Source organism: Bradyrhizobium sp. Kon37, assembly GCF_055807535.1.
Genome location: NZ_JBVVOY010000033.1, coordinates 25,934 through 48,399, shown reverse-complemented (window position 1 = coordinate 48,399; position 22,466 = coordinate 25,934). Strand labels below are relative to the sequence as shown.

Annotated in this window: 17 protein-coding genes; 8 read left to right on the top strand and 9 right to left on the bottom strand. The window is 62.5% G+C overall.

The window, feature by feature from the left end; translation table 11 throughout:
- The first annotated feature begins 109 nt into the window (after nucleotides 1–109).
- The 6 genes from metG to AC0L3J_RS33960 all read left to right on the top strand — a co-directional run bounded on the left by metG (nucleotide 110) and on the right by AC0L3J_RS33960 (nucleotide 6,786).
- Nucleotides 110–2,095 (top strand): methionine--tRNA ligase, encoded by a 1,986-nt coding sequence (gene metG / locus AC0L3J_RS33985; protein WP_473349973.1) that lies wholly within the window; start codon nucleotides 110–112, stop codon nucleotides 2,093–2,095.
- Between the two features lie 12 nt (nucleotides 2,096–2,107).
- A complete protein-coding gene (locus AC0L3J_RS33980) occupies nucleotides 2,108–2,884 on the top strand; it encodes a TatD family hydrolase (RefSeq protein ID WP_473349972.1) in 777 nt (258 codons plus the stop codon).
- A gap of 13 nt (nucleotides 2,885–2,897) precedes the next feature.
- Nucleotides 2,898–3,695 carry an MBL fold metallo-hydrolase gene (locus tag AC0L3J_RS33975; protein WP_473349971.1) on the top strand — a complete coding sequence of 266 codons (798 nt, stop codon included), beginning with the start codon at nucleotides 2,898–2,900 and terminating at the stop codon, nucleotides 3,693–3,695.
- Between the two features lie 166 nt (nucleotides 3,696–3,861).
- The gene (locus AC0L3J_RS33970; protein ID WP_473349970.1) at nucleotides 3,862–4,455 is read left to right on the top strand and encodes a TRAP transporter small permease; all 594 of its coding nucleotides are present in this window, start codon (nucleotides 3,862–3,864) and stop codon (nucleotides 4,453–4,455) included.
- Between the two features lie 2 nt (nucleotides 4,456–4,457).
- Nucleotides 4,458–5,771 (top strand): TRAP transporter large permease, encoded by a 1,314-nt coding sequence (locus AC0L3J_RS33965; RefSeq protein WP_456764355.1) that lies wholly within the window; start codon nucleotides 4,458–4,460, stop codon nucleotides 5,769–5,771.
- 37 nt (nucleotides 5,772–5,808) lie between these two features.
- A complete protein-coding gene (locus AC0L3J_RS33960; protein WP_473349969.1) occupies nucleotides 5,809–6,786 on the top strand; it encodes a TRAP transporter substrate-binding protein in 978 nt (325 codons plus the stop codon).
- A 181-nt stretch (nucleotides 6,787–6,967) separates the two neighbouring features.
- Here the strand turns inward: AC0L3J_RS33960 and AC0L3J_RS33955 are convergent, their stop codons facing one another.
- Nucleotides 6,968–7,873, bottom strand: coding sequence for a helix-turn-helix domain-containing protein (locus AC0L3J_RS33955; protein ID WP_473349968.1), 906 nt, complete (start codon nucleotides 7,871–7,873; stop codon nucleotides 6,968–6,970).
- Nucleotides 7,874–8,002: 129 nt separating this feature from the next.
- Here AC0L3J_RS33955 and AC0L3J_RS33950 point away from each other — a divergent pair, with 129 nt between their 5' ends.
- The gene (locus AC0L3J_RS33950; protein ID WP_473349967.1) at nucleotides 8,003–8,578 is read left to right on the top strand and encodes a hypothetical protein; all 576 of its coding nucleotides are present in this window, start codon (nucleotides 8,003–8,005) and stop codon (nucleotides 8,576–8,578) included.
- 121 nt (nucleotides 8,579–8,699) lie between these two features.
- On the opposite strand, the gene AC0L3J_RS33945 is transcribed toward AC0L3J_RS33950, so the two are convergent.
- The 5 genes from AC0L3J_RS33945 to AC0L3J_RS33925 form a co-directional block, all read right to left on the bottom strand.
- Nucleotides 8,700–10,181 (bottom strand): NCS1 family nucleobase:cation symporter-1, encoded by a 1,482-nt coding sequence (locus AC0L3J_RS33945; RefSeq protein WP_473349966.1) that lies wholly within the window; start codon nucleotides 10,179–10,181, stop codon nucleotides 8,700–8,702.
- Nucleotides 10,182–10,500: 319 nt separating this feature from the next.
- The gene (locus tag AC0L3J_RS33940; RefSeq protein WP_473349965.1) at nucleotides 10,501–11,193 is read right to left on the bottom strand and encodes a TetR family transcriptional regulator C-terminal domain-containing protein; all 693 of its coding nucleotides are present in this window, start codon (nucleotides 11,191–11,193) and stop codon (nucleotides 10,501–10,503) included.
- 165 nt (nucleotides 11,194–11,358) lie between these two features.
- Nucleotides 11,359–13,008: an acyl-CoA synthetase gene (locus tag AC0L3J_RS33935; protein ID WP_473349964.1), complete on the bottom strand. Its 1,650-nt coding sequence runs from the start codon at nucleotides 13,006–13,008 to the stop codon at nucleotides 11,359–11,361.
- A gap of 23 nt (nucleotides 13,009–13,031) precedes the next feature.
- Nucleotides 13,032–14,921 carry a TRAP transporter large permease gene (locus AC0L3J_RS33930; RefSeq protein ID WP_473349963.1) on the bottom strand — a complete coding sequence of 630 codons (1,890 nt, stop codon included), beginning with the start codon at nucleotides 14,919–14,921 and terminating at the stop codon, nucleotides 13,032–13,034.
- A gap of 15 nt (nucleotides 14,922–14,936) precedes the next feature.
- Nucleotides 14,937–15,956, bottom strand: coding sequence for a TRAP transporter substrate-binding protein (locus AC0L3J_RS33925; protein ID WP_027517958.1), 1,020 nt, complete (start codon nucleotides 15,954–15,956; stop codon nucleotides 14,937–14,939).
- 457 nt (nucleotides 15,957–16,413) lie between these two features.
- Between AC0L3J_RS33925 and AC0L3J_RS33920 the strand changes: the two genes are divergently transcribed.
- Complete coding sequence (locus tag AC0L3J_RS33920) at nucleotides 16,414–17,610, top strand: M24 family metallopeptidase (protein ID WP_473349962.1); 1,197 nt, start codon at nucleotides 16,414–16,416, stop codon at nucleotides 17,608–17,610.
- Nucleotides 17,611–17,694: 84 nt separating this feature from the next.
- On the opposite strand, the gene mdoH is transcribed toward AC0L3J_RS33920, so the two are convergent.
- From mdoH to AC0L3J_RS33905, 3 genes are all read right to left on the bottom strand, one after another.
- Nucleotides 17,695–19,839: a glucans biosynthesis glucosyltransferase MdoH gene (gene mdoH, locus AC0L3J_RS33915; protein ID WP_473349961.1), complete on the bottom strand. Its 2,145-nt coding sequence runs from the start codon at nucleotides 19,837–19,839 to the stop codon at nucleotides 17,695–17,697.
- A complete protein-coding gene (locus AC0L3J_RS33910; RefSeq protein ID WP_473349960.1) occupies nucleotides 19,827–21,335 on the bottom strand; it encodes a glucan biosynthesis protein G in 1,509 nt (502 codons plus the stop codon). Before AC0L3J_RS33910 ends, mdoH begins: the two co-directional genes overlap by 13 nt.
- Before the next feature lie 238 nt (nucleotides 21,336–21,573).
- Nucleotides 21,574–22,401, bottom strand: coding sequence for a hypothetical protein (locus AC0L3J_RS33905; RefSeq protein WP_473349959.1), 828 nt, complete (start codon nucleotides 22,399–22,401; stop codon nucleotides 21,574–21,576).
- Nucleotides 22,402–22,466 lie beyond the last annotated feature (65 nt).

Here is a 22,466-nt window from a genome sequence, read left to right as displayed (position 1 = left end):
AGCATGATCCGGAAAACTGTGCAGCGGTTTTCCGATGGCATCATGCTCAAGACAATAAACTAACGCAGGTTCGTTTCCAAATTTCGAGAAGCCGGTAAAGGAATTCGTCGTGGCAGCGCGAGCTAAGAAAACCGCCAAGGGCAAGAGCAGCAAGAAGAAGGCTGCCACAAAAGCCGTCAAGAAAGCCGCGAGGAAGGCCGTGAAGGCGCGCGCGCGCAAGGCTGCCAAGAAGGTCAAGAAAGCCGCGACGACCAAAAGGACGGCTGCCAAAAAAACCGGGAAGAAGAGCGCCGCGAAGACGGCAAAGAAGGCAGCGAAGAAGCAGGTCGTTGCCAAGAAGACGGTGAAGACAGCGACCAAAAAGCCAGCCAAGGCTTCGGCGAAGAAGATAGCCAAGACGGCAAGGGTGGCTACGCCCGCCGTGACCGCCGCACCAGCTCCTGTCGCCGCGCCGCCGAAGGCGGTGAAGCCCAATGTATCGAAGCCCAAGGCCCCGCGTGCACCGAAGCCCATCGCCGCGCCGCAGGCCACCACGCCCGTGGCCGTGCCCGCGCGCGACAACGTCTTCTACATCACGACCGCGATCGCCTATCCCAATGGCAGTCCTCACATCGGCCACGCCTATGAGGCAATCGCGACCGATACGTTGGCGCGGTTCGCCCGGCTCGACGGCAATGACGTGTTCTTCCTGACCGGCACCGACGAGCACGGCCAGAAGATGGTTCAGACCGCGGCCAGCGAAAAAATGTCCGTCTCGGAGCTCGCGGCCCGCAATGCCGGCCGTTTCAAGCAAATGGACGAGCGCCTGAACGTGTCGTTCGACCGTTTCATCCGCACCACCGAGGAGCAGCATCATCGCTCCAGCCAGGAGATTTGGCGGCGCATGGAAGCGAACGGGGACATCTATGCCGACATTTATGCCGGCTGGTACTCCGTGCGCGACGAAGCCTATTATGCCGAGGACGAGACGCGCCTGAACGACGACGGGGTGCGGCTCGGGCCTCAGGGCACGCCGGTCGAATGGGTCGAGGAGAAGAGCTACTTCTTCCGTCTGTCGGCCTATCAGGACAGGCTGCTCAAGCTCTACGAGACGCAACCCAATTTCATCGGTCCCGACTCGCGCAAGAACGAGGTGGTGAGCTTTGTACGAGGCGGCCTGCGCGATCTCTCGATCTCGCGCACGACGTTCGATTGGGGCGTCAAGGTGCCCGGTGACGAAGAGCACGTGATGTATGTCTGGGTCGACGCGCTCACTAATTACATCACCGGCGTCGGCTTCCCCGACGAGAGCGACAAGAACTGGCGTTATTGGCCTGCCGACGTGCACATCATCGGCAAGGACATCATCCGCTTCCATGCGGTGTACTGGCCGGCTTTCCTGCTGTCGGCCGGGATCCCGCTTCCGAAGCGGGTCTATGCCCATGGCTTCCTGTTCAGCAGGGGCGAGAAGATGTCGAAGTCGGTCGGCAACGTGGTCGATCCCTTCAACCTCGCCGACCAGTACGGCGTCGACCAGATGCGCTATTTCTTCTTGCGCGAGGTGCCGTTCGGCCAGGACGGCAACTACAATCACGAGGCCATCGTCGCGCGCATCAATGCCGATCTCGCCAACGATCTCGGCAACCTCGCGCAGCGCTCGCTGTCGATGATCGCAAAGCAGCTCGGTGGCGTGCTCCCGGAGCCCGGCGAATTCAGCGACAACGACAAGGCGATCCTGTCACAAGCTGACGGCATGCTTGCGGCGTCCCGCGAAGCGATGGCGACACAGCAAATCCATCACTGGCTCAATGCCGTGTGGGCCGTGGTCGCCGAAGCCAACCGCTATTTCGCGGGCGAAGCGCCGTGGGCGCTCGCCAAGACCGATCCTGTCAGGCAGAAGACGGTGCTCTACGTCACCGCCGAAGTCGTGCGCCAGATCGCAATCCTGGCCCAGCCGGCGATGCCGACCGCGTCGGGATTGCTGCTGGACAGCCTCGGTATCCCCGAAGGGGAGCGCAACTTCGCCGCGCTCGGCGGCGCGACGCGCATCGCGCCCGGTACGACGCTGCCCGCGCCAACGCCGGCATTTCCGCGCTACATCGAGCCGGCGGCGTAAGGCGTTCGCACCATGCTGGTCGACAGCCACTGCCATTTGGATTTTCCGGACTTCGCGGAGGATCTCGACGGGATCGTGTCGCGCGCGCGAGCGGCCGGCATTGGCCGCATGGTCACGATTTCGACGCGGGTGAGAAAGCTGAACCAGCTCTTGGCCATCGCCGAGCGCTACGAGGACGTCTATTGCTCCGTAGGCACCCATCCGCACAACGCCGATGAGGAAGACGGCATCGCGCCGGACGAGCTGATTGCGCTGACGCAGCACCCCAAGGTCGTTGCGCTCGGCGAAGCCGGGCTCGACTATTTCTACGACAACGGCTCGCCGGAGGCGCAGGCGAGGGGCTTTCGTGCCCACATCGCCGCCGCCCGCGCCACCGGCCTGCCGCTGGTGATCCACACCCGCGAGGCGGACGAGGATTGCGGCCGCATCCTTGAAGAGGAGACGGCAAAGGGATCGTTTCGCGCGGTGTTGCATTGTTACACCGGCGGGCGCGAGCTGGCGCTGAAGGCGGTGTCGCTCGGGCTCTATATCGGCTTCACGGGCATCCTGACCTTCAAGAAGTCCGAGGCCCTGCGCGCGCTTGCGGCCGAACTGCCGTCCGACCGTATTTTGGTTGAAACAGACTCGCCCTACCTTGCGCCGGGCAAGTTCCGGGGCAAGCGCAACGAACCGGCCTATGTGGTCGAGGTCGCAAAAGTGCTCGCCGAAACACGCGGCGTGTCGTTTGACGAGATCTCGCGCCAGACAAGCGAAAACTTCTTTCGCCTGTTCTCCAGGGTGAAAGCTTAGAACTGGGAGCCGCATGACGCTGACGCTGACGATCCTGGGCTGCGGCTCCTCCGCCGGCGTGCCGCGCCCGGCACTCGGCTGGGGTGCCTGCGATCCCAACAATCCCAAGAACCGCCGTCGCCGCTGTTCGCTGCTGGTCGAGCAGACATCGGGCGAGGGCACCACGCGTATCGTGATCGACACTTCGCCGGACCTGCGCGAGCAATTGCTCTCGACCAATGTCGACCACATCGATGCAGTGTTCCTGACCCACGAGCACGCCGATCAGACCCACGGCATGGACGATCTGCGTTCGGTCGTGATGCACATGCGCCGGCGGATTCCGACCTATCTCAATCAGACGACCGCGAACGACATCATGTCGCGGTTCTCTTATTGCTTTGTCTCGCCGGCTGGCAGCGACTATCCGCCGATCCTGACGGCGCAGTCGATCGAAGCCGGTGAAAGCCAGACCATCCAGGGGAAGGGCGGCGCGGTGACGATGACCGCCTTTCTGGTTCAGCACGGCAATATTCCCGCGATGGGCTATCGCATCGGCGATGCCGCCTACACACCCGACCTCAACGACATCCCGCGCGAGAGCTGGGGCGCTCTGGAAAATCTGGATCTCTGGATCGTCGATGGCCTCCGCTACACCAGCCATGTCAGCCATTTCAGCATCAACGACGCGTTGTCCTGGATCGAGCGCTTCAAGCCGAAGCGCGCCGTCATCACCAACATGACGGCCGACGTCGATTATGAGGTGATCCGGCAGTCGCTGCCGGCGGGCGTGGTGCCCGCGTATGACGGGCTGCGGCTGGAGACGCGCTGAACCTGCGGTGGAAATTCCGGCGAGAGCCGGCATACTCCTTGCTTGCGCTAGCCCCATCATGTTGATCTAACGTCTGAAAGACAGGGCGCTGGGCAGAGGCGATATTCATGCAGGACCGGCGTGCGACGTACGATCGCCGGGACTGTCTGAATCGCCTCGTGTGAGGATGGGGATCGCGTTGGCAGGGGACGATGTCACGAGCCGGGGACCGGTGCGACGCGCGCTGGATCTCCTTTATCTCGGTGCGGGCTACGCCGCCGGCGCCTTCATGGTTGCGATCTTTGCAATCATGATGATCATGTCGATCGGGCGCCAGTTTGCGGTCAACATTCCCGCCGGCGATGATTTCGCCTCCTGGTGCATGGCCGCGATGGCATTCCTCGGCCTCGCTCACACCTTCAAGCGCGGCGAGATGATCCGTGTCGGCCTGCTGCTGGAGCGTCTGCATGGGCGCTCCAAGCAGGTTGCGGAGGTCGTGGCCCTCGGCATTGCCGCCGCTTTCATCCTCTATTTCACCCGGCATGCCGTGCAGATGACCTACGATTCCTGGCGCTTCAACGACGTGGCACAGGGCGTCGTCGCGCTTCCGCTCTGGATTCCGCAGCTCGGGTTTTCCGGCGGACTCGTGATCCTGTCGATCGCGCTCATCGATGAAATGATCAGTGTCATCAGCGGCAACCGGCCGAGCTACGAGAAGGGCTCGCCGGACGAGACCCCGGACGAATTCATCGAGCGGATCTCACAGGGCGGCGGAGGTTGACGATGGCCAATCTCGGCATGATCGAACTGTCGTTTATTCTGCTCGGCGTCATGATCGTGCTGCTGGGAAGCGGCATCTGGATTGCCGTTTCGCTCGGGCTCGTCGGCTTCGTGGCGATGGCGCTGACCACGAGCCTGCCGCTCGGCTCGGTGCTTGCGACGACCACGTGGAGCGCAAGCTCGTCATGGACGCTGGCTGCGCTACCGCTGTTCATCTGGATGGGCGAAATCCTCTTCCGCACCAAATTATCCGAGGAGATGTTCCGGGGCCTGTCGCCCTGGGTGCAGTGGCTGCCGGGGCGCCTCACTCATGTCAACGTGATCGGCTGCGGCATCTTCGCGGCGGTGTCGGGTTCGTCGGCGGCGACCTGTGCGACCATCGGCAAGATCGCACTGCCCGAGCTCGACAAGCGTGGCTACGACAAGGGCCTCAGCCTCGGATCGCTCGCGGGCTCCGGCACGCTCGGCCTGCTGATCCCGCCGTCGATCCCGATGGTGGTCTATGCGGTCACGGCGAACGTCTCCGTGCTTCAGGTATTCCTCGGCGGCTTCCTGCCGGGCGTGCTCGTGATGGTGCTTTATTCCGGCTACATCATCATCTGGTCGCTGCTCAATCCAAAAAAGGTTCCGCCGCGCGACCCGCCGATGTCGTTTCGCCGGAAGCTGCAAGAATCCGCCAAGCTCGCCCCATGCCTGCTTCTGATCCTGGCCGTCTTCCTGTCGCTCGTGTTGGGGTTTGCGACCGCGACCGAGTGTGCCGCCTGGGGTGTTTCGGGCGCGCTGCTGCTGGCGTGGTGGAGCCGCACGCTCACGCGTAAGAACTTCCTCGAGAGCATCATGAGTGCGACGCGCCTGACCTGCATGATCATGCTGATCCTTGCAGGCGCTGCCTACACGACCGCAGCGATGGCTTATACGGGCATTCCGGCGGCGCTCGCCACCTGGGTCCAGGGCCAGCAGCTCACCCCGGGCATGCTCGCGCTGTATCTGAGCATCATGTACATCATCCTGGGATGCCTGATCGACGGCATCTCGATGATCGTCCTGACCGCCGTGATCGTGCTGCCGATGGTCAAGCAGGCCGGTCTCGACCTGGTCTGGTTCGGCGTCTATCTCATCATCCACGTGGAGATGGCGCAGATCACGCCGCCGGTCGGTTTCAATCTGTTCGTGCTCCAGAACATGAGCGGGCGTGATACCTTGACCGTCGCGCGCGCGGCGTTCCCGTTCTTCGTCCTGCTGCTCGCGGCCGTGTTCATCATCACGGAATATCCGCAGATCGTGATGTTCTTGCCCAAGCTCGCTTTCCCAGACTGAGCGTATCGTTTTGAAATTGACTGTGAGGAGAAGCCCGATGATGTCTCGTTTATTCCGCGCATCCCTGATCGCTGGCGCCGTGCTGGCTGCGACACCCGCTTTGGCTCAAACCAAATGGAATCTGCCGGCAGCGTATCCGGCCGACAATCCGCACTCCGAGAACCTCGTGGCGTTCGCCAAGGACGTCGAAGCCGCCACCTCCGGCAAGCTCCAGATCACGGTCCATCCCGGCGCCTCGCTGTTCAAGGCGCCCGACATCAAGCGCGCGGTGATGACCGGGCAGGCGCAGATGGGCGAAGTCTTGCTGTCGATCCACGAGAACGAGGATCCGGTGTACGGGGTCGATGTCGTGCCGTTTCTGGCGACCAGCTTTCCGGACGCCATGAAGCTGTATCAGGCGTCGAAGCCGCTGATTACGAAGAAGCTCGATGCGCAGGGGCTCAAGCTGTTGTTCGTCGTGCCGTGGGCACCGCAGGGCGTCTATGTCAACAAGCCGCTTGGGACCATCGAAGACATGAAGGGCCTGAAATGGCGGGCTTACAACGTTGGGACCGCGCGCATCGGCGAGCTGGTCGGCGCGCAGTCCGTCACCATCCAGGCCGCCGAGCTGCCGCAGGCGCTTGCGACCGGCGTCGTGAACTCCTTCATGTCGTCAGGCGGCACGGGCTACGATGCGAAGGCATGGGAGTCGCTGAAGTACTTCTATGACGTGCAAGCCTGGATCCCGAAGGACTACACCTTCGTCAACAAGGCCGCGTTCGAGGCGCTCGACAAGCCGACCCAGGAGGCCATCCTCAAGGCCGCCGCGACCGCGGAAACCCGCGGCTGGAAGGCCTGGCAGGACAAGAGCACTTGGTACATCGATCAGCTCAAGGCCAAGGGCATGACGGTCGAGCCACCGAGCCCGGCCCTGAAGGCCGGCTTCCAGAAGATCGGCGAACAGCTCACCGCCGACTGGCTCAAGAAGGCGGGAGCCGACGGTCAGGCGCTGGTTGACGCCTACAAGAAGATGTGAGGGCAGGAATATCTTCCGTTCGCTTTCGCGACGCGAGCGGAAGGTTTCTCCCGTATCAGCGGCATTGACCACCAGGCAAGATCACCAGGCCTAACGCAGCACGGCCTTGCCGGTGGGAACGCACGGCGAGCCGAGCCGAAAGCCTCGCGCCGGCGACACGGCTGCTGCGTTCCTGCCGGGATTAAGCTTTGCGGACCAGTCGCCAGCGTCCTGGCGTGGCACCCGTTGCTGCCGAGAACACTCTGGTAAAATGGCTTTGATCCGCGAAGCCGCATTTGACGGCGATTTCCGTGAGCGACAGCGGCGAGCTTGCCAGCAGGCTCTTGCTTTGCTCGATCCGCTGATTGATCAACCATCGATGCGGCGGTGTTCCTGTGCTGACTCTGAAAGCTCGGGCGAAGTGGGCGGCTGACACGCCACACTCAGCGGCAATTCGGGCCAACGCGATCTCGCCATCGAGATTTGCGCGAAGGAGTGCTTTTGCCGTCCGAAGTTGCCATGGCGCCAATCCGCTGCGGTGAGAGCGATTGCGAGGCCGGCCGACGGCATAGGTCTTGAGAAAATGCGTGTTGAGCGCCATCGCGACGTGGCCCACGAAAAGCTCGTTGGCCTCATGCGGTCTTTCGAGCGCCGGCAGAAGGCAAGCACCCAGATGAGCCATGACTGGATCCAGGAAATTCGCGCCCGCGCCAACGTCATATTCGACGCGACCAAGATCAAGCTGGTTCGCCAATTCATTGAGCGTGCCGTGCGGCAGATACAGGTAGAGAAAGTCAAAGGGATCGCGGAAGTGAACGACCGTTTCACATCGCAGATCGTAGATGCTCGTCTCGTCCTTCAAGGCGCCCTTGGGTGCGGATCGACCATCCAGCCACGACTCGGCTCTTTGATACTGCAGCCGAAGGCAAAGTGCGAAGGCCTCGTCCGGAGGCGACGGCAGCGTCGGATCGCCGACCGGTCCGGAATATGCCATCCGCACCGCGGCGAACGTTCCCTTTTGTAGCGACTTGACGAGGCTAGAGCTCGGCTCGCTGATCATTGGAAATAGCATCGCAAGCCGGTCGCCGTAGAGGCCATCATCGGTCATGATGTGTCTCCAATGCGCGGCCGAACACGACCAACCCACTCTGCGTTCGGTTTTGATGCCCTTGCCTGATTTCCTTTCAGGCCGGTTTCGATCAATCGTGGCTCAGGACGTTCAAGCACCTCGGGTCGGATGACCTTAGATCTAGGCGACGGTTCAAATTCACGTTGGTTGCCTCCGGGAGCATTGATGTACTTTAAGACGATTAAACCGCACGCCATGTCGGGGTCGGCGCAGACCAATCTGTCTTTCCTGGAAGATATCGTCCGCGCGGCCCGTTCGCGGTTCGCCGCGCTTGTGGACAAGCTCACCGGATTGCAGGCCAGGCCATTATCGAAGACCGCAAGCGAGTGGAGTTCACATGCCGATGATCCGGGCAGCCGCGCGGTGGGTCTGGCGACCGTGACCGATGATCTGCTCGCGATCGTCACCGTGATGGATCGGATGGCCGGCGAGCTCCTGCTGGAATCCGAGCAATTATGGGCCTCGGTCGGATTTGTTTCCGGGAACGTCCACAAGATCGCCTTTGGACGATGGCGGTTGCTCGGTAGCCGGAAGCGGAACGACCTGTTCGCCGCCGCGATCGACGACAGGCTGAGGCGGACGCCGCGCCTGGTGATCTCGCTGTTGGAGGTTGCTACCATCCTGGAGGAAGCGGTTGCAGACCTGCATCCAGTCCAGACCGGGGAAGGGGCTCGCAGCAGGTAGCAATATCGCCACCGATCATCGCGACGTCGTATCTGGATAGCATGCGCGTTCGACCGAACGCGCATGCCAAGAGTATTGCGGGGGCGCCGCCCACATGGCGGTGGACCCGCAACTTCGAACGTCATTCGCCCGCCCCGACAATGACGGAAACCGGCCTTTGCTCCTTCGAGAGGGCTCGGTAGATCAATCCGCCGGCAGTGGCCCCGATCAGCCAACCCCAGTCGCCGACGTTGAAGATCAGTCCATAGGCGCCTGCCAGCGAGAGCCCGATCGACAGAGTGCCGGATACCGCAAGTGCAATCAGTGCCTTGTAGTTCCAGCCGCCGTCGTAATGGAATTCACCGGCAGGTGACATCGTATAGAGGTCCTCCAGCACGACGATCTGCTTCTTCACGAGATAGTAGTCGGCGATCATGATGCCGAACATGGGCCCGAGCGCGGAGCCGAAGATGCTGACGAACAGCGTGATGGCCGATGGGCTGGCCACGAACAGCCAGGGACAGACGAGGACCGACAGGATCGACGTGATGAGGCCTCCCAGCCTGAAATTGATGCGCTGAGGATTCAGGTTGGAGATGTCGTAAGCCGGCGAAACGAAGTTCGCGACGATGTTGATGCCCATCGTCGCGACGATGAACGTGATCGATCCGATAACGACGACGAACGGGTTGCCGATCTTCTCCACGATCAGCACTGGATCCATGATCGCCTCCCCGAACACCTTCAGCGTACCGGCCGTCACGATCACTGTGATGATCGAGAAGACCAGGAAGTTGACGGGAAGCCCGAGCAGATTGCCCGTTTTCATGGCTTGCTCATCCTTGCCGAACCGGGCGAAGTCGCCGAAATTGAGCAGGAGCGCCGAGAAGTAGGCCACGATCAGCATCGCGGCATTCGCCATCACGCCAATCGTCGCCGCGGTTGTGGCGGCCGGCGGGCTGAGTTGAAGAGACAGGCTTGAGAAACCGGCCTGCCATAACATCCAGATCGCCAGCGCGAACATGACGACGTAGACCACGGGTCCGCAGAAATCGATGAAGCGGCGGATGCGCTCCATCCCGCTAAGGAAGATGAGAAGCTGGAACAGCCACATGAAAAGGAAGCTGAACCATGCGAGCGTCGACAGGCCGGCGATGCTGTTGTGCGTGAGATCGGCGGCCGACGGCATCAGAGTGACGATCAGGACTTGCACCGCCTTCGAGGCGAAGTAGGTCTGCACGCCGTACCAGACAATGCCGACGACGCCCCGCACCATGGCTGCGAGATTGGCGCCCATCACCCCGAACGAGATGCGGGCCACGACCGGGAACGGAATGCCGTAGCGTAGCGAGGGCCGTCCGATCAGGTTCATCAGGAAGTAGACCGCCGTGATACCAACCAGCATTGAGATCAGCACCTGCCAGCCGGTCAGGCCGAGAAAGAACAGGCTCGCCGCGAACGTGTAGCCGCCGACGGAATGGACGTCCGACATCCACATCGCAAACAGGCTGAAGACACCCCAGGTTCGGCCCTCAGGCGCGGTTGGAGCAAGGTCGTGATTGTAAAGCTTTGGATGGGCGCCGGTGATGATCAGCGTGGGAACGTCGCCGCTGTTGGATGACATGTCCTCTACCTCGGATTTGCTGGCGCAGGGGCAACGGCGCGTTGGAAGCCGCCGTCCCTGCGGTGGTGCTCGCACTTTGCGGTAGATCGGGCCGAAGCAAGCGACATGCCATTTTATAACGATCGATAAAATGATTTTACGATCGATAAAATATTTTTACAAACACGAATTTTCGATCTGGCGCCGGCTACCGGCGCAAAACGCCTCGCTGCAACCGGAAATCCAGTGCGGTTCTGGTTAGGATGTCCCGCGCGTTAGCGTAATGGCGGAGAGGGGGGAAACAGGGCCGCTGGCGAAAAACGAGCGGCCGAACAAGGGGCTAGGCGCCAGCTTCGGCAGAGCCCGAAAGACCAAGTCCGCCGAGAACGAGCTGGACGATCGTCGCCTTGGCCGCGGTGTAGTCGGCCTCTTCGAGCTGTCTCTTGCCCTTCATGATGACCATCTGGCTGGAATAATCGGCATAGGCCTGGGTCATCGCCCAGATGCAGAAGAAAAGATCGACAGCGCTGATCGGCCGAATCGCCCCGCTGGCGGTCCATTGCTCGAGCGTCTTGACCTTGTCGAGCAGCAACGGGGTCGAGACTTTTTCGATGAAGCTGCCGATGAATTGAGCGCCGCTGATGATTTCGTTGGCATAGATGCGCGACAGATGCGGATGATCTCGCGAGAAATCGATCTTCCTGCTGATGTAGCGCACGAGGATGGTCTCGGCGTTGGACGTCATGTCGAGACTGTCCATGTCTCGGGCCCACATGTTCATCGCACGTTCCAGTACCGCGCGATACAGATCCTCCTTGTCTTCGAAATAATAGTAAATGTGGGGTTTCGCGATCGATGCTTTTTTAGCGATCAGTGCCGTGGTCGCTCCGCGAAAGCCGAAATGCCCAAAGACGAACTCTGCCGCATCGAGGATTTTTCCTTCGATGTCCGGGCCCGGTGCTGCCTTGCGGCCGCCTTTTGGCGCGCGGCGGATGCGAAAGAGCTTCAACTTGTCGGCGGGCATGGCTGCCATAGAGCCTCGATAGGGAGCTTTGCCTTCATAAGCGAAGGCTGAGCGGGATGGGTCGCCGGATTGATGTCGGCGATTCCGGCTGGACGTTGCCTTGCCCGTCCAGCTTTATCAAGCAATTAGGACGGCAGGCGCCTCTCAATGCGCTGGCAGACCCATGGAATTGGCTCAGGCCGAGATCGCCTTCGCCGATCCCGCTTCGTTGCGCAGCAGGAATTTCTGGATCTTTCCCGTCGACGTTTTCGGGATCGGCCCGAACACGACGGCCTTCGGCGTCTTGAAGCCGCTCATATGCGAGCGGCAGAAGGCGATGATGTCGGCTTCGCTCGCGCTCGCGCCGTCCTTCAGCTCGACGAAGGCGCAGGGCACTTCGCCCCATTTCGGATCGGGCTTTGCGACCACGGCGGCGAACAGCACGGCGGGGTGCTTGTAAAGGATGTCCTCGACCTCGACAGAGGAAATGTTCTCGCCGCCAGAGATGATGATGTCCTTGGAGCGATCCTTGATGATGACGTAACCATTCGCGTCGAGCACGCCGAGATCGCCGGTGTGAAACCAGCCGCCCTCGAAGGCTTCCTTCGTCGCCTTGTCGTTCTTGAGATAGCCCTTCATCACGATGTTGCCGCGGAACATGACCTCGCCGATGGTCTCGCCGTCGCGCGGCACCTGCCTCATGGTCTGGGGATCGATGACGGTGACGCCTTCCTCGAGCGGGTAGGGCACGCCCTGCCGCCGCTTCAAGCTGGCGCGCTCGGCTGCGGGCAGATCATCCCAGCCTGGCTGCTCGGCGCAGACGGAGGCGGGGCCGTAGACCTCGGTCAGGCCGTAGACGTGCGTCAGCTTGATGCCGATGCTCTCGGCGCCCTCGAGCACCGCGACCGGCGGCGCGGCACCGGCGATCAGCCCGACGACCCGGCGCGCGGCACCACCCTTCGGCGCATCGGGTGCGTTGATCAGCGTGTTGTAGACGATCGGCGCACCGCACATGTGGGTGACGCCGTGCTGCTTGATCAGTTCGAAGATCTTGGTCGGCTCGACCTTGCGCAGGCAGACATTGATGCCGGCGGCCGCCGCGATGGTCCAGGGGAAGCACCAGCCGTTGCAGTGGAACATCGGTAGCGTCCAGAGATAGACCGGATGCTGGCCGAGCTGGCCCGCGAGGATGTTGCTGACGGCATTCAGATAGGCGCCGCGATGATGGGTGACGACGCCCTTGGGATTTCCCGTCGTGCCCGAGGTGTAGCTCAGCGCGATCGCGTCCCATTCGTCCTTCGGCGGGATGGTGGTGAAATCGGGATCGCCTTGCGCGAGCGCGGCCTCGTACTCGATCTCGCCGATGCGCCTGCCGCCCTTGAATGCGGCGTCGTCGACGTCGATCACGAACGGTTTTGGACCACTCATCTGCGCGAGCGCATCGGTGATCACGCCGGAAAACTCCGGGTCGACCAGAATGATCCTTGCGCCGCCATGGTCGAGCTGAAATGCGATCGAAGGCGCATCAAGCCGGATGTTCAGCGCGTTGAGCACGGCACCCGTCATGGGTACGGCGAAATGCACCTCGTTCATCGCCGGAATGTTCGGCAGCATCGCCGCGACGGTGTCGCCGACGCCGATGCCCTTGCCGGCAAGATACGAGGCGAAGCGCTTGCAGCGCTCATGGGTGTCGCGCCAGGTGAAGCTGCGCCCCTCGTAGACTGTGCTGACATGATCGGGATAGACCGCGGCGCTGCGTGCGAGGAAGCTCAACGGGCTCAGCGGCACGTAATTGGCGGGCGTCTTGTCGAGGCCGATATTGTACTGGTTCTGCCGCTCGCTCATCGACACCTCCCTCACGCGCCGGCTTACAGGAATCCGATGGAGATCCACGGAAACACGGCGACGACGATCAATCCTACCAGCAGCGCCAGCAGATAACCCCAGATCGGCCTGATGCCTTCGGCCGGATCGACGCGTCCGATGGCGCAGGCGGCATAATAGCCGACCCCGAAGGGCGGGGCGAATAGCCCGATACCCATGGCGAGAATGATCACCATGGCATAGTGCACCTCGTGCACGCCGACCGCACGCGCAATCGGAAACAACAGCGGCCCGAACAGCACGATCGCCGGGATGCCCTCCAGCACACTGCCGAGGATGGTGAAGGCCAGGATCGAGACGGCGATGAAGGTCGCCGCGCCGCCCGGCAGTCCGGTCATGGCCGACGCCAGCGAGCGCGAGAAGCCTGACTGCGTCAGGCCCCAGGCCATGCCGGTGGCCGTGCCGATGATCAGCAGGATCGCGCCCGACAGCGCGGCGGTTTCGACCAGCATCGGAAACAACCGCCGCCAGTCGAAGCGGCGGTAGACGAGGAGGCCGACCAGGGCGCCATAGACGATGCCGATGGTGGAGACTTCGGTGGCGGTCGCGATGCCTTCGACCACGGCGTAGCGGATCACGAAGGGAAGCGCGAGTGCGGGCAGGGCGATGACGAAGGTCTTGCCGATCTCGCCGCCTGTGGCGCGGCGGACATGGCTCATGTCCTCGTGGCGGTAGCGCCACCACACCAGCATGCACAGCGTGATCGCCAGCACCACCCCGGGCAGCAGGCCGCCGGTGAACAGCGCGGCGATCGAGACGCCCGTGACCGATCCGATCGTGATCAGCACGAGACTCGGCGGAATGGTTTCGGTCTGCGCGCCGGTGGCCGCAAGAAGCGCGACGAGGTCACCGGGCTTGGCGCCGCGCTGCTTCATCTCCGGGAACAGCACGGGCGCGACCGCCGCCATGTCGGCCGCCTTGGCGCCGGAGATGCCGGAGACCAAATACATCGCGCCGACCAGGACGTAATGCAGCCCGCCGCGGACATGGCCGAGCAGGCTCGCCAGGAACGCCACCATGGCTCGTGCCATGCCGGTCATTTCGATCAGGAGCCCCAAAAATACGAATAGCGGCACCGAGAGCAAAATGAGGTGGCTCATGCCCTCGTCCATCCGCCCGACCAGCACCATGACCGGCGTGCGCGTGGTCAGTGCCAGATAGCCGAAGATCGCGAGCCCGAAGCCGAACGCGATGGGAACGCCGGCAAAGACGCAGAAGCCGGCGACGCCGACGAAGAAGATGACGAGGTTGAGGTTGCCGAGCGGCCGCAGATAAGGCTGCGCCAGCCAGAACAAGCCGACGACGACGGCAACGGCGACCGCGGCCGCCAGCACCATGCGGTAATCGGCTGCGCGCAGCAGCCGCAACAGCGCAAACACCGCCATCAGGCAGATTCCGGCCGGCAGCGCCGCGGCGCGCCACATATTGGAGATCTGCAGCGCCGGCGTGGTGATGAAGCTTTCCTCGTAGGCGTAGTCCCAGGACGGCCAGACGATCAGCGCCAGGAACGCCAGCGCCGCGCAGGTCGCGACCAGATCGAGCCAGGCCCGCGTGGCCGGCTTGGCGCTGCCGACGACCGCGGTCATGCGCATGTGCTCGGAGCGGCGGAACGCGACCGCCGCGCCCAGCATGGCGAGCCACAGGAACAGGATCGAGGCGAGTTCGTCCGACCAGATCAGCGGCCGGTGCAGGCCGTAGCGCGCGACCACGCCGGCAAACAGGATCGCGATCTCAACGACCACCAAGATGGCCGCCGGGATTTCGACGAGGAGGCCGAGTGCGCGCTCCGTCGAGGCCAGCAACGAAGGTCGGCGAGGGGACTGAACAGTCGCCTCACCCGCCACTCCGCTCACTTCGACCTCGATATGAGCCATGACGGCTCCAACGCGTTACGACAGCTTGCCGACGGCCTTTTCCAGCAGGTCCCAGGCCTGGTCGCCATATTTGCCTTTCCATTCGGCATAGAAGCCGGCGGACCGCAGCTTGTCGCGGAATGGCGCGACCGCGGGCTGATTGAAGGTCAGGCCCTTGCCCGCGAGCTCCTGCTGGAGATTGGCATTGAGCTTGGCGGTGTCCTCACGTTCCTTAAGCGCTGCGGCATTGATGTTCTTGGCGACGATGGTGCGCACATCCTCGGGCAGGCTGCTCCATGCCTTGCGGTTGGCCAGGAACCAGAAGCCGTCCCACATGTGGTTGGTGAGCGAGCAGTATTTCTGGACTTCGTAGAGCTTGGCGGTCGAGATGATCGCCAGCGGGTTTTCCTGGCCCTCGACGATCCTGGTCTGCAGCGCGGAATAGACCTCGGCGAAATTGATCGAGGCGGGTGCCGCATCGAACGCCTTGAACATCGAGGTCCACAACGGCGACACCGGCACGCGGATCTTGAAACCCTTGAGGTCGTCCGGACCGGTGATCGGCTTGCTCGACGACGTGGTCTGGCGGAAGCCGTTGTCCCAGATCTTGTCCATGACCTCGAGCCCGGCCTTCTTGATCTCGCCGCGGACAAAGGCGCCGAGATCGCCGTCCATGGCCTTCCAGACCGTGCCGTAGTCCGGGAACGCGAAGCCGATGCCGTTGATGGAGGCCGCCGGTACCAGGGTCGACAGGATCAGTCCGGACAGCGTGAAGAACTCGACGCCGCCGGAGCGAATCTGGCTCAGCATGTCGGTGTCGGACCCGAGCTGGTTGTTCGGGAAGATCTGGAGGTCGAACTTGCCGCCTGTCTCGGCCTTGATCGCCGCCGCCATCTCCTTGGCGCGCACATTCAGCGGATGGGTGTCCGGCAGGTTGTTGGCGTATTTGTACGTGAACTCGGCGCTCTGGGCGCGGGCCACATGGGGCGCACTGAGGCCGCCCAGGACCGCGGTCGCGGCTGAGGCCTTGAGAAGCGTGCGGCGGGAAAAGCTCATGGGTCTGCTTCCTCGGAAAGTTTGTTGTTGTTCTGAGATGCAAACCTATACGGACGGACGGTCAGAAGGTCATCTGCGATCTCGCGAAGCTTCGCTTATTGCAGCCGGACATCCTCACGGCAATATCGGCTTTCGGAGGCATCGGCCGGATTCAAAAACCGAAAAACAACCCCGTGCACAGTAGCCGTCGAAAGTCGGGACGACGTGCGACGGCCGGCCTGGAAAAGGGCGAGGAACGAAGGTCCCATGAGAGGAATTCTGGCTAAATATTTGATCTGATTGTATATAAAGATATTCCATAATATACCTTATGCGAATCATGGATATGGCCGTGCAGATCAGGCCAGATAACTCCGTGGCTACCCAGAACCCCTCTTTCGGCTCACACTTGGTGCCAAATAAGCCCCGGGCAAACCGACGCAGCGGTTGATGCCCACGGCAGCATTGGAGGTTCGTCATGCAGGAGAACGTCGCCCGCGCAGATCGCTCGCGTGCCATTCCATTCGATGCGGCCAAGCTCGACCGTCTGATGGAGGCGGCCGGTCTCGACGTCCTGGTCGCGACCTCCAAGCACAATGTGCAGTACATGCTCGGTGCCGAGCGCGCGATCTTCTTCGACTACATGGATGCGCTGGGCGTCAGCCGCTATCTGCCGGTGCTGATCTATCCCAAGGGCGCACCGGAGCACGCGGTCTATGTCGGGCACCGCCTGGAGACCCATCAGCGCGCCGTCGCGCCGCCATGGATTGCGCAGGTCCGGACCGAGTCCAACGGCTCGGTCGATGCGATCACGCGGGCCGTCAGCCTGATCCGCGACGCCGGCGTGCCCCTGAAGCGGGTCGGGGTCGAGATGGCGTTCCTGCCGATGGATGCGGGCCGGGCGCTCAGTGACGCCCTGCCCGGCGCCGAGCTCAAGGACGCGCTGCTGGTGCTGGAGCGGCTGCGAGCGGTGAAGTCGGCGGATGAGCTCGCAAAACTCAAGACGGCGTCCGAACTGGTGATCGCCTCGATGCTGGCGGTGATCGCCGGGCACGGGCCGGGCACGACCAAGCAGCAATTGTCGGACGCCTTGCGGATCGCCGAGGCCAATCGTGGGCTGACCTTCGAATACTGCCTGCTCGCCTGTGGCAGCAGTCACAACCGGGCGCCGTCAGCGCAGCGCTGGGAGCAAGGTGACGTGCTGTCGCTCGATTCCGGCGGCAATTATCACGGTTATATCGGCGACCTCGCGCGCATGGCCGTGCTCGGCGACCCCGACGCCGAGCTGAAGGACTGTCTGGCCGAGATTGAAGCCGTCCAGCGCGCCGCCTTCGCCGCGGTCCGGCCCGGCGCCATGGGCGGCGACATCTACGTCGCGGCCGAGCGGCAGCTCGCGAAGATCAGCCAGCGTGACTGCACGGAGTTTTTGGCCCACGGCATGGGCCTCGTCAGCCACGAGGCCCCTCGCCTGACCGCCAAGGGCCCGATCCCCTACGACGACACCGACGCCCGGCTGCCGCTCGAAACAGGCATGGTGGTGTCGATCGAGACCACGATGAAGCATCCGAAGCGCGGGTTCATCAAGCTCGAGGATACGGTTGTAGTGACGGCGACGGGGTACGAGATCTTTGGCGAAGGCGGGCGCGGCTGGAATTTGGGTGGGAGTTCGCTGTAGGCTGGGACCGCCCTCACAGCAGACATCTCGCCCTCGGCCCAAAGCCCAACCGGGTCGTCAACGCCTGTCCTACAACGCGATGACCTAGACATCCGCGGAAGCGGTAGCTCGCGGCATTCGCATGACTTGCTCGAGGGCTTGTCGGTGCTTCAGCACGGCAAGGGTCTCGCGTGCGCTGAGGCTGCTGACGACTTCCTCGAAATCGTCGCTCTGCTCAATCTTGGCCCGGCCGATCGCGAGATCTATGTCGATTTGGCCCGATTTGCGAGCCGGCGTTTCGAGTGACTGCATGTGCGGTCCCAGCAACGCGGGGTTCTGTCTAAGTTCGATCAGAGCCGCGCGTGCCTGGATCCGATCCAGGCCGGCAAGTTCTCTCGCCCTCTGCAGCAGCGCCGGCGCGCGATTGTCCTCGGGGGTCGCAAACAGGTGCGCCATTCCCGGTGCCGTCGACGTGACGAGACCGATCGGAATGGCGCAAACCAGGCCGATGATCACCGGAGACATCCAGAGCAGCAGCGGAAGCGACACGGCATAGGCGCTTGCCGCCATAGCCAGACCGCATAGGGTCGGCACCGTGAATTTACGATAGACTTCATCGCGCGTGATCCTGCCATCGCTTCGCCGTTGCACCTGCCAGCCCGCATCACGCCCCAGCAGGATCTCCGCAACGGCGGTGGATTGAAAGATCATCATGGATGGGGCGATCAAGGCGGCAAGCAGGCTCTCGGCGACGACCGCCAGCAGCACGCGAAATCCGCCGCCGAATGCCTGCCGTTCCGCACGCCTGGTGAGCAAAACGAGGTAGGCCAGCAATTTGGGGACGATGAGGAGCCCCATTGTCGCGGCAAAGACCCAGGCGGCGAGCACGGGATCCTGTGCGGGCCACGTTGGAAACAACGAGAAGCCCTTGGGAAAGTACTCCGGCTTGACGAAATAGGCCTGCAAGGAGATCAGGATTCCGAGCAATAGAAACAGCAGCCACAGGGGCGCGGTGAGATAGGAGCCGATCCCGGTCAGCAGGTGAAGCCTGGAGACCCAGTGCAGGCCTCGCGCCGGCAGAACGGCAAGGTGCTGGAGATTGCCCTGACACCAGCGGCGGTCACGCGCGGCGAAATCCAGTAGCGACGGTGGCACCTCCTCGAAACTCCCACCGAGATCGGGGGCCATGAAAATCCCCCACCCCGCCCGCCGCATCAGTGCGGCTTCCACAAAATCATGGCTGAGGATGTGCCCGCCGAAAGGCTTCCTCCCGCGCAATTCGGGCAAGCCGGCCTCTTGCGCAAAAGCTTGCACCCTGATGATGGCATTGTGTCCCCAGTAGTTGCCCTCTGAGGCGTGCCACCAGGCGTTCCCGGCCGCGATCAGCGGACCGTACAACCGACCCGAGAACTGCTGGAGCCTACTGATCAGGGTTCGCGCATTGACCACGATCGGAAGCGTCTGAATCAGCGCGGCTTGCGGGTTCGCTTCCATCGCGCCCGCCAGCCGAACGATGGTCTCTCCGCTCATCAGACTGTCCGCGTCGAGAATGATCATGTAGTCGTAGGCGCCACCGAACCGCCTCACCCATTCGGCGATGTTGCCGGACTTTCGGGCGGTGTTGTCGGAGCGGTGACGATAATAGAGATGGCCTGAACCGCAGTTGCGCTGCAGGTCTAGAAACGCAAGCTCCTCGGCAATCCAGATGTCCGGATCTGTGGTGTCACTGAGCAGAAACCAATCGAACAACGGGGCCTGTCCGGTTTCGCCGACCGACTCGTACATGGCGCGGAGTCGCGCCATGAGGTGGTGCTGATCCTCGTTGTAGGTCGGCAACAGCATTGCCGTTCGGCCGTTGATCGCGGGCAGCGAACCGTGGGTGTTAATTGACAGCACATCCGGGCGGCCCCGCAGGAGCACAAAAAAACCGGCTACTGAAGAGACGAACGAAAACGCGATCCAGGCGAGCAGCACGAGAAACAGCCCAAACACCATGCCTTCGAGGACCGTGACACCCCCAACCTTGAGAACATCGTACATCTCAAAGGCGCCCGCAGCGGTGATCGCGACCGTTCCGCCGACAATGAACAGGCGCCGCGCTGCAACGGCAGGGGTGGTCCCTAGTCGCGCCGGATAGGCACGATTGGTCGCTTCCAATCGGCAGGGCAGCATCGGGAGAGGCGTTTCATCGGGAAGATACCGAATGCCGAGCTCAGGCGAAAGCGCGGGTGACGGCGTCAGGGCGCCCATCGGTAAACCCAGACTTCAGAGATGGCTTGATCGCCTTGCATCAAGACCGCCCTCAACTCGATAGGCGCGTCCTTCACGGCGCATTGAAAACTCAGGCGCCAGCCCCCGGTTTCCGGGTTTGGCTGCGTGACGACGTTCTTGATCTCGGATTTGTCAGCGCTGACGGCTCCCCTCACCTTGTTGGGATCGACCGCCTTCAGTCCGTCGCCGACGAGCTCGAGCACGAACAATTTGCTGTCGTCGCCCCGCGCGCCAACGCCTGTGCGGGTGAATCGGGCCAGGGAATTGGGCTTCGGCGCGTCCGGACCCCAGTGCAGGCGGTAGGTGTAGTTGTTTTCGCTCTTGGCCTGGAGAGGCGTTTTCGGGCGCCAGAAGGCGGCGATGTTGTCGTGAACTTCCTCCTTGGTCGGGATCTCAAATAGGACCACACTGCCCTCTCCCCAATCTCCAATCGGTTCGACCCAGAGGCTCGGGCGACGCTCAAAGCGCGATTCGATGTCCTCGTAGGCAAAGAAATTTCTCTCCCGCTGCATCAGACCGAAGCCGCGCGGATTTAGGTCATTGAATGTGCTGGCCTGCAGATCGCGTGGGTTGTTGAGCGGACGCCAGAGTTGCTCGCCCTTTCCGTTGAACACGGCAAGCCCATCGGAATCGTGCACGGCAGGGCGGAAATCGTCGACATCGTGTCGGTCGTTCGGACCGAAAAAGAACATGCTCGTCATGGGCGCCAAGCCGGCATGTTGCAGCTCGATCCGCGGATAGAGCGACATTTCCACGTCGAAGACCGTCGGAGCGCCTGGCCTGATCGTGAAGCGATAGCTTGCCGTAGCGCTCTTGCTGTCGAGCAGCGCATGTACCACGACGGATGTGGCACCGGGCGCGGGCTTCTCCAGCCAGAAGGCCTTGAAAAGGGGAAACTCCTCTCCCTTGCTCTCGCCGGTATCGATCGACAGACCGCGCGCGGACAGGCCGTAGGTCTCGCCTTTGGCAACCGCACGGAAGTAGCTGGCGCCGAGAAAGGCGCAAACCTCGTCGTAATAGTCGGCCCGATTGATCGGGGCGTGGATGCGAAAGCCGGCAAATCCGAGATCGACGTCCGGTACCTGGCCGATATTGTCGCCGAATGCGAAATCCTCGCGCCGGTACCTGATCGGTACGGCTCGTCCGCCGGAGACCTCGTAAATATCGACCTTGTTCTTATAAAAGAACCCGCGGTGAAAAAACTGGACTTCGAAGGGCAGCTTCTCGCTGCGCCAAGCCGCGCGCTCCGGCAGAAAGCGAATTGATCGGTACTGATCGTAGGTGAGATCCTTGAGCGCGTCCGGGACCTTTTCCTCTGGTGGCGCAAAGGGCTTACTCGCCAAATTGCGGGCAAGCTCGCGGACATAAGAGGGGCCAAACGGCAACTCCGCCGCCGATGCCGCAGACACTGCGCCAGGTAGTAGCGTTGCCAATGGCGTCAATGCCGAGGCTTCCAGGAATTGTCGGCGATTCAAGTGTTCTACCCGTTCGGTTCCAACCGCAATGCAACCCCCTCGGCGGGACCGAGTTCCACGGTCGTCGCCGAATCCGCGAACGGTGTTGCCGATGACCTCGTCGATGCGGCTTGGAGCGTTTCGCGCTGCTCGGGCCTCGGTTGAATCTGCGGGACGAGCTGCAATTTCCGATTGCGCATTTTCGAGCGATGGCGCCGCGCGCAACGCTGTAGCTCTCGAAGGTAATTGGATGATCGTTCTAGCGCAGCGGCAGCGACTCCAGCTGGCTCTGCGCTTTCTTGACCGCCGTCGCATACCAGCTCTGGCTTGGTGCCTCCTTGGCGAAGCACGCCGTGTACGCGGTCATTGCGTTGTCTTCGCGGGTGATGTCGCCGCGGGGGTCTGTCTTGTCGATGGGTTTGGCCATCATCTGCTTCCAGACCTTTTCGCAGGCCGGGATCTCAGCCGTCTTCACCGCGTCGCTTGCGGCGAGAAAGAAGACCTTGTCGCCCTGGATTGCGACGACATCGATTTCATGCGGCGGACCCTTCAAATCGCCATTGCCGCGCACGCCCAGTACAGCGACCGCAGCGCTTGCTCCCGCGGGCTTCGTGATCGGCAGTTCGGCATATTTGGCAAAGGCGGAGTCCTGGATCGCCTGATAGTAGAAGCGGTCCGACTTGAATGCCGCGCCGATCTCCTGCGGCATGCCGTCCTCGCGGTGCTCGCGCAGCCAGTGCTTGAGCAGCGCGGTGGTGGTCACGACGGCCTGCAGCTTGTCGCCTTCGGACGCGAAGCCGAGGCCGTCGAGATGGCCGAAGCCGGAGTCGCCCTTGAAGAGCGTGTCGGCGTTGGTCCTGCCGTCGGCCGGCAGTCCCTTGATCGCGACGGCACCCACCATGCCGCGCAGGACACCCGTCAATTCCTTGAGTGCCGCATCGTGCTGCTTGCTGGTCTCGTCGTTTTCCGGAGCCTTCGCGAACTTTGCGATGTAGCGATCGCGCAGGTCGAGATAGTGCTGCTCGGGCCCGGCCGCATGGGCGGGCGTCGCCAGGACGAGCAGGCAGAGCAAGGCAAGCGATCTCATTCGATGTCCGAAAGGCTGGGGGCGATCTCCTGTCTTTGTGCCGATGTCGGACGGGAAGGTTCATC